This is a genomic window from Rhizobium lentis, from assembly GCF_017352135.1.
GTDB lineage: Bacteria > Pseudomonadota > Alphaproteobacteria > Rhizobiales > Rhizobiaceae > Rhizobium > Rhizobium lentis.
In genome coordinates this window covers 775,216-790,024 of record NZ_CP071455.1, presented here as the reverse complement: position 1 = coordinate 790,024, position 14,809 = coordinate 775,216, and the positions used below count along the sequence as shown (strand labels likewise).

The 14,809-nt window shown below is 59.4% G+C and carries 15 protein-coding genes and 2 pseudogenes; 10 read left to right on the top strand and 7 right to left on the bottom strand.

What is annotated here, in order from left to right:
• Window position 1: 1 nt before the first annotated feature.
• A complete protein-coding gene (locus J0663_RS25930) occupies window positions 2-724 on the bottom strand; it encodes a GntR family transcriptional regulator (protein ID WP_207244857.1) in 723 nt (240 codons plus the stop codon).
• A 192-nt stretch (window positions 725-916) separates the two neighbouring features.
• Here J0663_RS25930 and J0663_RS25925 point away from each other — a divergent pair, with 192 nt between their 5' ends.
• The 3 genes from J0663_RS25925 to J0663_RS25915 all read left to right on the top strand — a co-directional run bounded on the left by J0663_RS25925 (window position 917) and on the right by J0663_RS25915 (window position 3,122).
• Entirely contained in the window at window positions 917-1,306 is a 390-nt protein-coding gene (locus J0663_RS25925; protein ID WP_207244856.1) for a DUF2934 domain-containing protein, read from the top strand.
• Between the two features lie 37 nt (window positions 1,307-1,343).
• The gene (locus tag J0663_RS25920) at window positions 1,344-1,592 is read left to right on the top strand and encodes a hypothetical protein (RefSeq protein ID WP_207244855.1); all 249 of its coding nucleotides are present in this window, start codon (window positions 1,344-1,346) and stop codon (window positions 1,590-1,592) included.
• 255 nt (window positions 1,593-1,847) lie between these two features.
• A complete protein-coding gene (locus tag J0663_RS25915; RefSeq protein ID WP_207244854.1) occupies window positions 1,848-3,122 on the top strand; it encodes an O-antigen ligase family protein in 1,275 nt (424 codons plus the stop codon).
• 35 nt (window positions 3,123-3,157) lie between these two features.
• Here the strand turns inward: J0663_RS25915 and J0663_RS25910 are convergent, their stop codons facing one another.
• The 3 genes from J0663_RS25910 to J0663_RS25900 form a co-directional block, all read right to left on the bottom strand.
• On the bottom strand, window positions 3,158-5,152 hold the full coding sequence (locus J0663_RS25910; protein WP_207244853.1) for a polysaccharide biosynthesis protein: 1,995 nt from the start codon (window positions 5,150-5,152) through the stop codon (window positions 3,158-3,160).
• A 123-nt stretch (window positions 5,153-5,275) separates the two neighbouring features.
• Window positions 5,276-5,842 carry a sugar transferase gene (locus J0663_RS25905; RefSeq protein WP_207244852.1) on the bottom strand — a complete coding sequence of 189 codons (567 nt, stop codon included), beginning with the start codon at window positions 5,840-5,842 and terminating at the stop codon, window positions 5,276-5,278.
• Window positions 5,843-6,216: 374 nt separating this feature from the next.
• A complete protein-coding gene (locus J0663_RS25900) occupies window positions 6,217-7,668 on the bottom strand; it encodes a CYTH and CHAD domain-containing protein (RefSeq protein WP_207244851.1) in 1,452 nt (483 codons plus the stop codon).
• Between J0663_RS25900 and J0663_RS25895 the strand changes: the two genes are divergently transcribed.
• The 6 genes and pseudogenes from J0663_RS25895 to J0663_RS25870 form a co-directional block, all read left to right on the top strand.
• A complete protein-coding gene (locus J0663_RS25895) occupies window positions 7,667-8,017 on the top strand; it encodes a hypothetical protein (RefSeq protein ID WP_207244850.1) in 351 nt (116 codons plus the stop codon). The two genes, J0663_RS25900 and J0663_RS25895, sit on opposite strands and share 2 nt — an antisense overlap.
• A 70-nt stretch (window positions 8,018-8,087) precedes the next feature.
• Window positions 8,088-8,879: a 3-methyl-2-oxobutanoate hydroxymethyltransferase gene (locus J0663_RS25890; RefSeq protein WP_207244849.1), complete on the top strand. Its 792-nt coding sequence runs from the start codon at window positions 8,088-8,090 to the stop codon at window positions 8,877-8,879.
• Between the two features lie 11 nt (window positions 8,880-8,890).
• Window positions 8,891-9,157: pseudogene (locus tag J0663_RS25885) on the top strand (sterol desaturase family protein); the annotation flags it as partial.
• Between the two features lie 132 nt (window positions 9,158-9,289).
• A complete protein-coding gene (locus J0663_RS25880) occupies window positions 9,290-10,516 on the top strand; it encodes an NAD(P)/FAD-dependent oxidoreductase (RefSeq protein WP_207244848.1) in 1,227 nt (408 codons plus the stop codon).
• Between the two features lie 65 nt (window positions 10,517-10,581).
• Window positions 10,582-11,466, top strand: coding sequence for a formyltetrahydrofolate deformylase (gene purU, locus J0663_RS25875; protein WP_207244847.1), 885 nt, complete (start codon window positions 10,582-10,584; stop codon window positions 11,464-11,466).
• A 3-nt stretch (window positions 11,467-11,469) separates the two neighbouring features.
• Window positions 11,470-11,625: pseudogene (locus J0663_RS25870) on the top strand (tetrahydrofolate dehydrogenase/cyclohydrolase catalytic domain-containing protein); the annotation flags it as partial.
• A 166-nt stretch (window positions 11,626-11,791) separates the two neighbouring features.
• On the opposite strand, the gene J0663_RS25865 reads toward J0663_RS25870, so the two are convergent.
• Window positions 11,792-12,547, bottom strand: a complete 756-nt coding sequence (locus J0663_RS25865; protein ID WP_207244846.1) for an SDR family NAD(P)-dependent oxidoreductase — start codon at window positions 12,545-12,547, stop codon at window positions 11,792-11,794.
• 266 nt (window positions 12,548-12,813) lie between these two features.
• Between J0663_RS25865 and J0663_RS25860 the strand changes: the two genes are divergently transcribed.
• Entirely contained in the window at window positions 12,814-13,707 is an 894-nt protein-coding gene (locus tag J0663_RS25860; RefSeq protein WP_207244845.1) for an AraC family transcriptional regulator, read from the top strand.
• A 129-nt stretch (window positions 13,708-13,836) separates the two neighbouring features.
• On the opposite strand, the gene J0663_RS31765 is transcribed toward J0663_RS25860, so the two are convergent.
• Both J0663_RS31765 and J0663_RS25855 read right to left on the bottom strand, forming a co-directional pair.
• Entirely contained in the window at window positions 13,837-14,310 is a 474-nt protein-coding gene (locus tag J0663_RS31765) for a DUF6644 family protein (protein WP_311043475.1), read from the bottom strand.
• Window positions 14,301-14,771 carry a DUF6152 family protein gene (locus J0663_RS25855; RefSeq protein WP_207244844.1) on the bottom strand — a complete coding sequence of 157 codons (471 nt, stop codon included), beginning with the start codon at window positions 14,769-14,771 and terminating at the stop codon, window positions 14,301-14,303. Before J0663_RS25855 ends, J0663_RS31765 begins: the two co-directional genes overlap by 10 nt.
• Window positions 14,772-14,809 lie beyond the last annotated feature (38 nt).

The window sequence follows — 14,809 nt, the reverse complement described above, 5'->3', positions numbered from 1 at the left end:
GTCAGCAGAAATAATCGGGGTAACGCGAGCGCAGCGCGTCAACATCGGGAATGACGGCGCTTAAGTGATGGATCATCGCCTCACGTGCAGCCGCGGCATCATGGGCGGCGAGCGCGTCACGAATGAGCATATGTTCGCGCACCACATTGCCCATGCGCCCAAGCGCCGGCAACGTCAGTCGCCGTGCCCGGTCGATCTGCACCTTGGTCGTCTTCAGAATTGCCCAAATGCCGGGATAACCGGATATCTGCGCGATCGCCTCATGAAAGGCCTCGTCCTCTTCATGAAAGCTCGAGGCGTTGCCGACGGCGGCAAGCGACCGCTGCCGGTCGATGATGACATCCAGATGGGCAATATCGGCAGCGGTGGCGATCTGAGCCGCAGTCTCGACAGTAGTGCCTTCGAGGGCTTTGCGCACGACAACCGCCTCGGGGATCGCCGCGACAGGCACCCGCGAAACGACAGTGCCCGACTGAGGATAAATATCGACCAGCCCGCCTTCGGAGAGCCTGAGCAGCGCCTCGCGCACCGGCGTGCGGCTGACGCCGAAATCCTCGGCGATCCGCTTCTCCTGCAAGAACAGGCCGGGTGGCATCTTGAGCGAGACGATATCGGAATGAAGACGCTCGTAAATCACGCCAGCCGCAGTGACGCGGCGCAGCCTGCGACCGACTTCCTGAGAAATCGAGGCCGCAACTGGTTCGGTTTTTACAGCCTGCCGCATCAGTAATACCGGACTATTTCGAGCTGGCATACTAGTATATCAGTTATTGCAGATTGCCAAGACGGTCGGGAGAGTGTGTTGCATTTTGAGGTTCAGCGTCTTTTTAAAGCAGCGCGCTTCGATGCTGATCGAGGCTAGGTTTGGGAACTTAGATCGGCCGAAATGGTTGAGATCCAAATCAAGGAGGCGCCGATGAAGAACCCGGTACGACGCAAACGAAACGACAGTACCCGCGACGACGCGCTGCTGAAGGATTCATCCCCAGCCGGCGCACGCAAGGGGAAGATAGCGCGGCAAGTCGCACACGAAACCGATTCTCCGGCCGCTACCCGCGAGGACGAAATCCGGAAAAGGGCATACTCGTTGTGGGAGAAGGAAGGCAGGCCGGAGGGCAAGCATCGGGATCACTGGATCCGCGCCGAGGACGAGCTCGATGCGCGGCGGGGCGAGGTCGACAATCCTCCCAGGTTCGAAGCGCTGCGAGAGGCCGTGCGCGAGCATAGCGACGCCTTCCTAGTCAAGACCGATCTCGAAGACGCAGATCAACGCGAAGCCTCACCCGGCACTCGCGAGCAGGATTAAAATCGCAGCCGTGAGCCAGTTCAGGAAAGGGCCCGACATGGTTGATAAACAAGATTTGCACGCCGGATTCACCGGCACACCCGTCGAGCAGCCTGAAGGAGTGGCCAAGGTCGCCCAATCGGCGGCCAGCGGGGTGAAACGTGAGGTCTATGCAGTCACCGCCGGGGCTAGAAGCCACCCGCACACCGCAAGCGCATTGCTCACTATTGGTATTCTGGCGTTCGGCTTCGGTTATCTCCTAGGTCGATCATCGGTGGAAAGCTCTACGTATTCATATTGGCGATAGCCGCACACCCTACCGAAGTGGGTGCCGCTTGATGACAAAGCTTCTTAGTTCGCACCTCAAACGTGTTTTCTGACCGGAGCAGCTTTGCTGGTCTGGGTCGTTGCGGCCCATCGCCGAGGAGAGCAAGGAGCATCCGGCTTTGCTGTTGCCGGAATATGACAGTGAGAAAAGGTGGGTTCTGCTCGCGCTCACGGCTTGACAGCGGTGACAACGGTCCTTAGCGAGGCTGGAAAATGACATCGCAGGACTGGTAAAGTGAATTATTTCAAGCAACTCGTGATTGCGATGCTTCACCCCGGAAACGGGTCTGGAAGCGCGCTTGATCGAACCAACGGCATTGCGGTCTTTCTCTTCGCAATCCTGCCCGGACTTTCGCCCAACTTTAACTCTTTCATCCTCCTCGGGTCGATGGTATCGGGCCTCTATCTCCTGGCGAGGGCTCGCTTTCCTCTAAACCTGTCGAAGTCCGACCGAGTGGTTGCCATTTGCATGACGATCTACCCGGTGGTGATGATCGTCAGCATATTCGTCAATCCGCCTTTCTCCGAAGAACTGGATTGGATTTTCCGGCTCCTGCCCTTCTTTTCGATCTGGCTGATTTTGCCGCGTATGCGTCAATCTCCCGATGGCCGGCTTGTGCCGCTCTTTATCGTCGGCGCGGGTCTCGGCATGATCGTCACCTTTCTTTTCAGCCTGCTTCAGGTCTTGTTGCTGATGCCCAGGGCGGAAGCGGGAACCTCGAACGCGGCGCTGCTGGGCGTTATCGGTGTTCTCTTCGGCGGCGTCGCGCTTCTCAACATTCAATCCCCCAAAAGCATGGAGCAAAGGATTGCGATACTGGGATATGCCGCGGGACTAGGCTGCGCGTTGCTCTCAGGAACGCGCTCGGCATGGCTGGTCATCCCGGTTCATCTCGTCATCTTCCTGTGGTATTTTCCCAAACACCGCTTCCACGTGAGCCCGCGCAGCCTCGCTGTAACCGGCTCCGTGCTGTTGCTGGGGCTTCTCGCCCTGGGGAGCGACCAGGTTGTCTATCGCGTCCGTGAGCTCCAAAACAATCTGTCGTCGCTCGAAAGCACCCAAGGTGACATCACTTCGCTGAGCGCGCGGGTCGCTCTCTACAAAGGCGCCCTCGCTGCCATAGCCAAGGATCCATTGACCGGTTATGGCCCGCAAAACCGGATGGCTGCGGTCTTGGCAGAACTCCCTGACGGCATAAGGCCGCAGCTGCCCTATTCGCATGTTCATAACGGCTTTCTGACCGCGGGAATCGACGCCGGCTTTGTCGGTATCGCGGCGCTTTCACTGCTGCTCCTGACGCCCCTGATCGGCGCGTGGAAGAAGGAGCCGGGCCCTGGCCGGGACCTAGCCATAGCGCTCGCCCTTCTGCTTATCAGCAGCTACATCATTACCGGCAGCTTCGGCATCATGTTCAACCAAAAGGCATTGGATCCGATCTTCGCCTATATGGTCGCCCTCATTTGCGCAGATCGGGGTAGCACACGCTTTGCACCCGTCGTCGGAAGCTGATTTGCCGCGCATGAGGCTGGGGCGTGTTGACGCTTTCAGGCTGCCGTAATGGTTTCGGCCCCGGTGAAGGCCAGATCCGAAACCTCGCCCGTTGACGAATAGCCGGAAACCAGCTCTGCCAAGGTCGCACGTGCCGCGACCATGTCGTTTCGATCCAATGCGGCGTTGAGCGAGTTGAGCTTCTTCGAAAGCTCCGGCCAGAACAGGAAATCCTCACGCGCCTTCATAATCCGCGGATGTTCGGTTGTCTCAGGATTATCCCCGATCAACAATTCTTCATAAAGCTTCTCGCCGGGTCTCAGGCCGGTAACGGAAAGCTCGATGTCCCCTTCGGGATTATCGTCGTCACGGACGGTCAATCCGGAAAGCTCGACCATCTTGCGGGCGAGGTCTGCGATGCGAACAGGCTCGCCCATATCGAGCAGGAAAACGTCCCCGCCCTCGGCCATGGCGCCGGCCTGAATGACAAGCTGCGAGGCTTCTGAAATGGTCATGAAATAGCGGGTTATTTTCGGGTGCGTCAGGGTAACCGGGCCGCCTTCCTTGATCTGCTGCCGGAACAGCGGCACAACGGATCCGGAAGAACCCAGGACGTTTCCGAAGCGGACCATGGAGAAATTCGTCCGCGCTCTGTCGGCGGCCGGTTCTGCCGCAAGCGCCTGCAGAACCATCTCCGCCAGCCTCTTGCTGGCGCCCATCACATTCGTAGGGCGCACGGCCTTGTCCGTGCTGATCAGCACGAAATTCGAGACCCCGCATTTATTCGCCGCGCGGGCGGTGACCAACGTCCCCATGACATTGTTCTTGATGCCTTCAACGGCATTATGTTCGACGAGAGGCACGTGCTTGTAGGCGGCGGCATGATAGAGCGTCTGAGGCCGCCAGCTCTGCATGATATGTTCCATGCGATCCTGGTCGCGGACGGAACAGAGGATCGGGACGATCTGCACGCTCTCATGCTTGTAAAGTTCGGCCAGCTTCAGCAATTCGGCGTGGATATTATAGAGCGCAAACTCGTTCTGATCCAAGAGGATAAGGCTCGACGGCGCATTGCGCAGGATCTGGCGACATAGCTCGCCGCCGATCGAGCCGCCGGCGCCCGTGACCATCACCACCTTGTTGCGCATCGCCTTGTCGAGCAGTTCCTGCCGCGGCGCTACCGCTTCCCTTCCCAGCAAGTCTTCGATCTCTAGTTCACGAATGTCGGAGACGGCGACACGCCCCTGAGCAAGCGCGGTGAGATCCGGCAATGTTCGAACATTCACCCTGGCTTTGCGGATGCGCTCCAGGATCTCATTGCGACGCTGTCGTGATGTGGAGGGAAGAGCAAGCAGCACGTTGTGCACGCCAAGAGCTTCGGCAAGCACCGGAAGATCCGATGGATCATAGATCGGCAAACCGCCCATGATGCCGCCCTTAAGGCGCGGATCATCATCAAGGTAACCGACGACATTGAGTTCGGCGCTGTTCGTCAAAGCGCCGGCGAGCTGGCGCCCGGCGTTCCCTGCCCCATAGATCAGCACTTTGGCGAGCGTATTCTGGTGGAGGATACGCTGATAGGTATCCCCGAGCCAATAACGGATACCCAACCGCGACAGGCCGATCGCAATCAGCAGCAGGAAGGGCTGGAGAATGCCGACGGTTCTCGGAACGCCCGGGACGCTCAGCGCCGTGAATATCGTCATGAAGGCGACGCCGTAGATCGCAACGGCCTTCAGCACCGCAATGAAAGCGGCCATATTGGCATAACGGAAGATCGCCCGATACATGCCCATGACGATGAAGATCGGAAGCGCCATGCACAAGGAAACGAAGACCGGCAACCACTGCACGCCGGTTAGCACCGTCCATTCGTTCAGACGGAAGCAATAAGCCAGCCAGATCGTCAGGACGCAAAGGCCGGAATCCACCAGCAAGGCGAGCGCGCGTTTGGCAGCACGCGGCATCGCCAGCAGAGGGGCGACGAGCGCCTGCATCGGCACTAAGAACCATCCCGAGCGTGGCGTCTCAGTGGGGGTATTTTCAGGCATTGCTTCCCAGCGTCTCGCGGATCAATCGGACAACCACCTTCTTGTCATTTTCTGCAACGGGCGCAACTGAAATAATCGGAAATCAAAGTCTTCCGCACCGCTTATCTATCAGAAGTAGGTAATCTAATGCTTTATACCCCTACGGCGGAGTACCTTCTCGGCCGTCAGAAACAGGATGCGCATGTCGAAGCCGATCGAGCGCCGCTCGAGATATTCGATATCGAATTTCACCTTCTCCGGAATCGGCAGTTCGTCCCGCCCGTTGATCTGCGCCCATCCGGTCAATCCGGGCAGGAGTTTGTCGACGCCGTGGGCCGTGCGCAATTCGATCAAATCATACTGGTTGTAGAGCGCCGGCCGTGGCCCGACGAAACTCATCTTGCCGCCCAGAATGCACCAGAGCTGCGGCAGTTCGTCGAGACTGGATTTGCGCAGAAACGAACCGATCGGCGTCAGAAACCGCTCGGGGTTTTCGAGCAGATGTGTCGCGACTGTTGGCGTGTCGACGCGCATGCTGCGGAATTTCGGCATCAGAAAGATCTGATTGAAACGTCCGACACGTTTTGACCAGTAGAGAATTGGTCCTGGCGACGTCAGCCGTACACAAAGCGCGACGACAAGGATCGGAAAGAGCAGGATGATCGACGCGACCAAAGCCAGGAAAAAGTCCACCGCCCGTTTCAAACCCATGCTCCGCACTTGTTCCATTTGCCTCGTCAGCGGATTTCCGCCATGCGCCACCGCGCCGTATCGTCAAAAAGACGTTTCGCGTCAACTCCGGCCGGCGCCGTTCCTTGGAACACTGTCGGTTTTTACTTCGTCATTTCAAACGGGAATGTCGGCATGCCCCGCTAGGCTTGGCCGATAGATGATGGACGATTTTCGGCTGACGATTTCACTGAAATGTCCCTTCCGCCGCCAGCTCCCACATTGGGAGCGAACTGCGAGGCTTCGCCGGCGCGATCGCTTCCTGGTCTATCTCACCAAGGCATCCGGGTCTTGAAAGACCCCTCCCCTACTTTGCGCGACGCAACCGCAACGCCGTCCGACCGACCATGATCGCCTCAGCGCCAGAAACGTTTCGTTTCGACAAAGTTGTCGTGCGCTTCTGCCGCTTGTTGAAGGAGCTTCGCCTTGTCGTTCGCGCCGAGGAGCTCTTCCGCGCCCGCCACATCCAAAAGTCCCAAGGCCGACAGCATATCCGAAGCAGTGGCGAGATCGTTCAGAGAACCGAGCTCATCCTGAAGATCTGACATGGCCGTGATGAAGCGACGGTGGCGTTTGCTTTCCCCTTTGCTCGCGTAGAGCGGCGCAAAGAACTCCGCCGCATAGCGCAGTTTCTTTGCGGCTATGCGCACCTCATGGCGTGTCTCGTCGTCGGCCTCGATGAGATTGGTGCCGCGCTTCGCCACCTTTTTCCAAAGTTTATCAAACACACCGGCGGCGAAATCCCTTGAAGACTGATCGTGCCCTGCTTCGCCCGATTGGTTAGTTCGCCAGTCTCTGATGGAGATCCACTCGGCGGTATCGATCATCAAGGAGCGCGCACGCACCGAGGAGAGCGCTGCTTTGACCGCCCCGTAGGCGTCATCACGAGCGTCTCGAAGACGGTGCGACAGAGCTTCGCCCGAAGCGCGGTCGATCATCACGTCGATGTTGCGGGCATCGCCAAGCTCCGAGGCAAGCCATTTCAATTCTTCTCGCAGGTGGTCGAAACGGCTGTCCTCAAACAGGGATTTGGAGATTGAACAAAGGGAGCGCAGCCGTCGCAGCGACACACGCGCCTGGTGCAGGGCTTCGGCATCGCGGGACCAAGTCAGCGCCATTTCATTGAGACGAAACTGCCTGAGACAGGCCGCGGCGATGTGCGCGAAAGCGGTTGCCGCGCTCATCTCGGACGTGAGCGGAGTGGGGCTTGCTTTCACAGCGCCGGGTGCTGCCCCCAGCAGACGATAGCCCCGTTCCGCTTTGCTGAGCACCCCGAGATGCACCGGCGTCATCTGATCGACCTTTCGGGCGAGCGCAAACAGCGCTGTCGGTGAGCCTGCCTTCCTTTCAAACTCGATCTCGCAAAGCGGCGCCTCGCGATCCGCCGCGACCACTTTGCCGAGGTCCAAGGCGACTTCGATTGTGGCGTCGCCATCGGCGACGTTCCAACGATGCCGTTTGACATGAACCTCGAACACGGGCGCCAGCTTCGGCCCAGCGCCCGCCAGCAGGTCTCGGATTTCGGGATCATCAAGAACTGGTAGATCGCCCGCGACTGGTTGTTCCCATTCCTCGCGTGTGTACGATCCGACCGCGGCGCCATTGCCGGCCTTGACGGTCTGTATCCGCTCGTTTCCCGATTGCCGGATGCGCAGCGATACGCCGCGCTTGGAAAGTTCCCATCCGGGAGCGTCAAAATAAATGGACTTTTGCTGAAGGATCGTGGGCGAGGAATCGAACGGATTCTTCTTCAGGAGCTGTGCCGCACCAGATGACGAAAGTTCGAACTTCAGTTCTGTTTCATGCATGATCACCTCGGCCCAGGTCCTTCGCCGTAACGACGGAGAGCGCCGTATATTCAGTCATAAAACTGTCATAAACAACCGTACCCGCAGCCCTCAGGCCCGCAAGCCTGTAGAAGACGCCGATTACCGGCAAGATTCAGCGCTGACGCCAACGCTGCCAAATCGGGGATCTCGCCTTTCAGATCTGGTGGGTTCAAGGATGAAGTGCGACTTGCGATGGATACCAATGGGGCGCCGCGAGCTTGATCTGATGCTCGCCCGTCTCGGCCTCATCAACGAGCCCGTCACCAACGATCCGATCCGGTTCGTTGCAATCCTGGGGAAAATCTCTGAGACCGAGTGCTTGATCTGATTTGATCAGCAAACCAGCAGCGGATGCTCTACCTGCAGACTATGATCGCCCCAAATCGAGGGGAGATCTGATGACAAGACGCACCACGGTCCATGACTTGCAGAGCCAAAAAGGCTCGCGCAAGTGGCTTCAGCTGCATGTTGACAACGCTGAGGAAGCCGCGGCAGCGATGGAGTGCGGGATCACCATCCTGTCCTGCGAACCGAACCACAATCTCGAAACCATTCGCGCGGCCGTGCCGTTTGCGTTCCTGTCGGTGGGCATGCCTCACGGTGCCGTTTCATCGCAGCAAGAAGCAATCCGTCTCGGTTTCGAGATGCTGAAACGTGGCGCCGACTCCATCTATTGTTCGCATTCTCCCTATTTCATCGAGGCGATGGCGCGGGAAGGCATACCTGTGACCGGTCATGTCGGGCTCGTTCCAAACCGCGCCACATGGACAAATTTCCGAGCGATCGGCAGGACACCGGAGGAGGCGCTACGCGTACTACGCGCCGTGAGGGATCTCGAGAATGCGGGTGCCGCTGCGATCGAGGTCGAAGTGGTGCCAGTGCGCCTCGCCGACTACATCACCCGCAACACGCCGATGATCACCATGGGAATGGGCTGCGGTTCGGCTTGCGACACGCAATATCTCTTCTCGTCGGACGTGCTTGGCACGCATGCGGACCACTATCCCCGCCATGCCAAACGATACGCCGATTTCGTCGCCCTCACGGCCGAGCTGCAGACAAAACGCGTTGAAGCCTTCCGCGCATTTGCTGCCGATGTCGCCAGCGGCGCCTACCCCGAAACGAGGCATCAGGTGGATATGGATGACGCCGCCTTCGAACGCTTCTTCACTCTCGCCCAATCGATCTGACGGAGACCCCGATGGATGACCTGAGCTTTGGCAAACTCAACAAGCGGGGCGATTGGGCTCCCGACGGACGGATCGAGACCGCCCCTGTCTTCACCCTGCCTCCGAAGCCGGTGGCCCTCCTGAAATGGCTGCCACACTATTTCTTGCCGTGGAACGTGCTCTTCGCGGCCTCTGCCGTCGCCTATTGGCATTTGATCGTGCCGGAACTGCGCCTGTATATCCTTCGCACCCAGGAAAACCGCTTCAAGTACAATGGCAAGTTTCCCGGCGACAACAAGCGCCTGCCGGTATGCAAGAACCTCAACGTCTACGCGGCGCGCGTCGAGGATGGGACGGTGCTGGTCGAACTGCCGGTCTGAAGCATCCGGTCGGAACGCGTTTTTACTTTCTCTCTCACGCGAGGCTTGGTCATGTCCTCTTTTGTCATCGTAGGCGCCGGAGAGTGCGGCGCACGCGCAGCCTTTGCGCTGCGTGAACGGGGTTTCGACGGCGCTGTCACGCTCGTCGGTACGGAACCGCTCTTGCCCTATGAGCGGCCGCCACTCTCCAAAGATGCCATCGTCGCGGGCGCCCAGCCGACGTTCGTTGCCGATGCCGCCCGCTTCGAGGCGGAGCGCATCCAGATAATCACAGGCGTGTCGGTGATCGCAATCGACCGGAACGGAAGAAACGTCGCGCTGTCGAACGGCTCCCGGCTTCCATACGACAAGCTTCTTCTGGCAACTGGCGCCAGTGCACGAGAACTACCAGCTGCGCCGTATTCGCACGGCCGCATCCGCGTCCTGCGCAGTTATGGCGATGCCTCCGCCATCCGCCCGCACATGGCCGAAGGCAACCATATCGCGATCATCGGCGGCGGGTTCATCGGCCTGGAGCTTGCCGCTAGCGCCCGAAAACTCGGCGCAGGCGTCACGCTTCTCGAAGGCCTACCGCGCGTTCTTACCCGCGCCGTGCCAGCAGAAATCGCGGAGGTGGTCTGCAACCGCCATCGCGGCGCGGGCGTGGACCTTCTCTTGGGCATAAAAATCGCCGCGATCGATGAACGACCGAGTGACGTGCGCATCTCGCTGGAAGACGGCCGGGTGATTGCGGCAAACCTTGTGGTCGTCGGTGTCGGCTCGATTCCGAATGTGGCGCTCGCCGATGCGGCCGGCCTTGTCATTGACAACGGCATCGCGGTCGATCAGCATCTGCAAACAAGCGATCCCGATATCTTCGCGGCCGGGGATTGTTGCTCCTTTCCGATCCGTCACTACGGTGGCCGGCGTATCCGGCTAGAGTCCTGGCGCAATGCGCATGAGCAGGGCGCGCTTGCCGCCGCCAACATGATGGGCGCACAAGAAACCAGCGCCGCTGTGCCGTGGTTCTGGTCGGATCAATACGATCTGACGCTGCAGATCGCGGGGCTTGCCGAGGGGGCTGTAACGACGGTTCGACGTGATCTGTCTACCGAGGCCTTCATTCTCTTCCATCTTGGCGCCGATGGCCGCCTGCTTGCCGCGAGCGGCATCGGACCGGGCAATGCGATCGCTCGCGATATCCGGCTCGCCGAGATGCTGATCGCCGCCGGACGTCATCCCGATCCGGCAGCGCTCGCCGCACCGCAGATCAAGCTGAAACAACTGCTCGCCGCCTGATCTCCCTCATCTTATCAGTATCAACTTTAATAGACCGCTCGATGGCGGTTCGACTGAGGATTGTCATGACCACCCATGTGCTCACAATATCCTGCCAATCGACGCGCGGGATCGTCGCGGCGATTTCGAGCTATCTGGCGGAGAAGGGCTGCAACATCATCGATTCCAGCCAGTTCGACGATCTCGATACCGGCAGGTTCTTCATGCGCGTCAGCTTCATTTCCGAGGAGGGTCTGTCCGGCTCGGCGATCAGCGCCGATTTCGCTGCCGTCGCCGCGCCCTTCGAGATGGATTACGAATTCCACGACAGTGAGAGCCGCATGAAGGTGCTGCTGATGGTGTCGCGCTTCGGCCATTGTCTCAACGACCTGCTCTACCGCTGGAAGATCGGCGCCCTGCCGATCGACATTGTCGGCGTCGTCTCCAACCATTTCGACTACCAGAAGGTCGTCGTCAACCACGACATTCCCTTCCACCACATCAAGGTGACCAAGGAGAACAAGCCGCAGGCCGAAGCCCAGCTCGTCGATCTCGTCGAGCAGACCGGCACCGAGCTGATCGTGCTCGCCCGCTACATGCAGGTCCTCTCCGACCAGCTCTGCAAGCAGATGTCGGGCAGGATCATCAATATTCACCACTCCTTCCTGCCGAGCTTCAAGGGTGCCAACCCCTACAAGCAGGCCTACAGCCGAGGCGTCAAGCTGATCGGCGCGACCGCCCATTACGTGACCGCCGACCTCGACGAAGGCCCGATCATCGAGCAGGACACCGCGCGCATCACCCATGCGCAGTCACCCGACGACTATGTCTCGATCGGCCGCGACGTCGAAAGCCAGGTGCTGGCGCGCGCCATCCACGCCCATATCCATCACCGCACCTTCATCAACGGCAACCGCACCGTCGTCTTCCCGGCCAGCCCCGGAAGCTACGCCTCCGAACGCATGGGCTGAGAGATGGTCGAGGTCATCGACGGCAAGCTTGTTGCTGCATCCTTACTCGAGACGGTCAAGAGTGCGACGGCGGCGCTGGAAAAGATGAGCGGCGTCACGACAGGCCTTGCGGTCATCATTGTCGGCGACGATCCGGCAAGCCACGCCTATGTCGGCTCGGTGGCATAGCAATGATCAACCCGCGAGGCCACGGCTGCCGTTCCTGTGTGGTAGATCAAAACTCGGCCAGACCTTAATCTTGGCGCGAGCTGGAATCTAGACCACTTCGCGCCTGTGTGGCAGGGAGCCGCCACGAGCTCTGACGGCGGCTTCCCGGTTCCTTGCATCAGATGACCTGACCGCCGGAAACTTCAATCCGCTGTGCGGTTATCCAGCGGTTGTCGGGACCTAGCAGGCTTGCGACCATGGGACCGATATCGTCAGGGACACCCACACGACCGAGCGCAGTCATGCCGGCGAACTGCTTGTTGAGATCGGGCATGTCGCGAACCGCGCCGCCGAGGAAGTCGGTCTCGATGGCACCTGGTGCCACCGTATTGGCGGTGATGCCGCGTCCGGCCAGTTCCTTGGCCATATAGAGGGTCAGAATCTCGACCGCGCCCTTTGCGGCGGAATAGGCCGAGAAGCCGGCAGCCGAGACACGGGTGAGGCCCGAGGAAAAATTCACGATGCGGCCACCATCGGCCAACAGCGGCAGGAGCGTCTGGGTGAGGAAAAAGACGCCTTTGACATGGGTGTCGAAGAGAGCATCGAACTGGGCCTCGGTCGTCTCGGCGAAACTCGCCATTTCGCCCTGGCCAGCATTGTTGACCAGATGATCGAAGTTGGTGCGGCCCCAGGTCGCCGACAGGGTATTCCGAACGTTGTCAGCGAAGGCCGCGAACGAGGCGACGTCCGTCACGTCGAGCTGCAGTGCCACCGCCTTGCGGCCGAGAGCTTCGATTTCGGCGACGACGGCTTGCGCGTCGGCAGCGCCGCTGCGGTAGGTCAAGATGACGTCCCCACCATGATGCGCGATGCTGACTGCGGTGTTGCGGCCCAGGCCACGGCTACCGCCGGTGATGATTGAAACTGTATTCATGTGCGTTCTCCTTCAATCTGTTTGTGGGTGACAGGGGTTTTATGACAGGGATCGCGGCTCGGAGGTTGCCGAATCCTCGCTATGCCTTGCCTATTTCTCCAGGCCAGCACGTGCTGTGGGCTGCAGAATGACTTGAGCTACCGCAAGCCCTTACGGTCGGCATTGTCGCGGAATTCAGAATCCTTGCCTAATCCGCCAAGCCCGCTTGCGGGAGGTGCGCTCGCGCTTTAGGATGTCTGCATTCTGGTCGATCGGAGTGGAACACGATGAACAGCACTCTCCTCGAATGCGTGCGCCGTTTCGCCGACGCGAATGCTGACATGCATGGTGTCGCGCGCACGCCCATCCCCGGGCTTTTTGCCATGCGGTCGACGGCGTCGAGCGAAATGCAGTTTGCGATCTCCAAACCGCTGGTGGCCCTCGTTCTTCAGGGAGCCAAGCGGGTGACCATGGGGAGCACGACCTTCGATTTCGGGGCTGGAGATTCCTTGCTGATTGCCGCCGACGTTCCCAATGTCAGCCAGATTACGCGGGCCAGTGCCGGCGCCCCTTACTACTCGCTCGTACTCGATATCGATCTGGCGGTGACGCAGTCGCTCGTCTTGGAAATCGGCATTGCTCAAGCGGAAACGGGCGTTCCCATCCGCGTCGACCCGACCGAAGCGGAAGTCGCCGACACGGCACTGCGCCTGATGCGACTTCTCGATCGTCCCGCTTCAATCCCGCTGCTGCAAAGCCAGCTGATCCGCGAGATGCACTACTGGCTCCTGGCAGGTCGTCATGGCGCAGACATCCGTGCGCTCGGTATTAGCGATAGTCATGCCAGCCGGATTGGCCGGGCGGTCGCGCTTATCAGGAGCGCATATGCGGAGACGCTGGCGGTGGAAAAACTGGCCGAAGTCGCCGGGATGAGTCCTTCTTCATTCCACCATCACTTCCGGGCGGTCACGTCGCTGTCTCCGCTGCAGTTCCAGAAGCAACTGCGCCTCATCGAGGCGCGGCGGATGATGATCTCTGAAGGCTCACCGATCAGCAACGCGGCCTATGCCGTCGGCTATGAAAGCGTTCCGCAGTTCACGCGTGAATATGGCCGGTTGTTTGGAGCTTCACCAGCGCGGGATGTACGGGATAGTTTCGGCAAGAGCCAGATCGCGGCATGAGCCCGCCGTGACCCTACCTTTGACGCACCTTCATATGCGCCGTTCCGGAGTGCCGCTCTAATGCATGTGGTCGGCTTGTATGCGACCGGCATCGCCAAAGAGCTACTCAACAATTGTTCAAAGGGATTGCTATAGGAAGGCGATCCATCGTCCCGAAAAGACGGTGCTCACCCATATCCCGATCGACAGTCCACCTGCTATACGCGCACGCCGAGTATTCAGAATTCTTCTGATATCTGGTGACCCGGTAGCGAACCTGAGAGCAATCGCGTTTGTCCCGGCACACAGTAAGAGCAGCATCTTTGCAAGAAAAGCGGGGTTGCTGGTATATTGCTGAATTCGTACGGAGAGCATGAGCAATCCCGTTGTGAAAGCAACGAAGAAGCCGGCAAGTGCTATTCGAACGAGACTTCGCAAGGCGTCGTCGAAGGCGTGTCCCAGAACATTCAACAGCCGAAGATCGACTGTTACGATCGACCCTACGAGGAGACCGATTCCCAGGATGTGTAAAGCCGAGATCGCCGGGTAAAGCCCGGGGATGATCACGATCAGCCGGACCGCAGAGAGCGTTTCTATCCAATCGAATATTGAGGCTAACTGCATCCGTTCACCCCAGGCGCCCAGTCGCCCTCGTATGAAATGACCTCGCCGGTGGAGAGCCGAAGCCAGGTGCTGCGCAATTGATGTGTCGGCAAGCAGTTGCGGAGCGCCACGATCGTCACACGGTCTCCGACCTCTAGCCGGCCCTCGAGATCATAGAACATTCGGACCGGCGACAATTCGACAACGCGCTCGGCCCCAACGTCCTCCTTGCGCACGACCGGCGGCCCTAAATATTCATCTTTCCTGCCAAGTTCGTAGGCGGGAAGATCGCCGGAGACAACGCGTACCATGATGATAGGATGCGGTGGACTGAACGTCGTTGCGGTAACTTCTCCGACCAACACAATTGGATTGGACGCATCGTACCTTCCTCTGACGCCATGATGGGCCAACGCTGCCCCGCTCAACGCGAGGATGGCCGAAGCTGCCGTCAAGATCACTCGTTTGGTTCGAATGAGCATGGGATGTCCCTTCCTGCATTGACTACAAAATGTCTTCG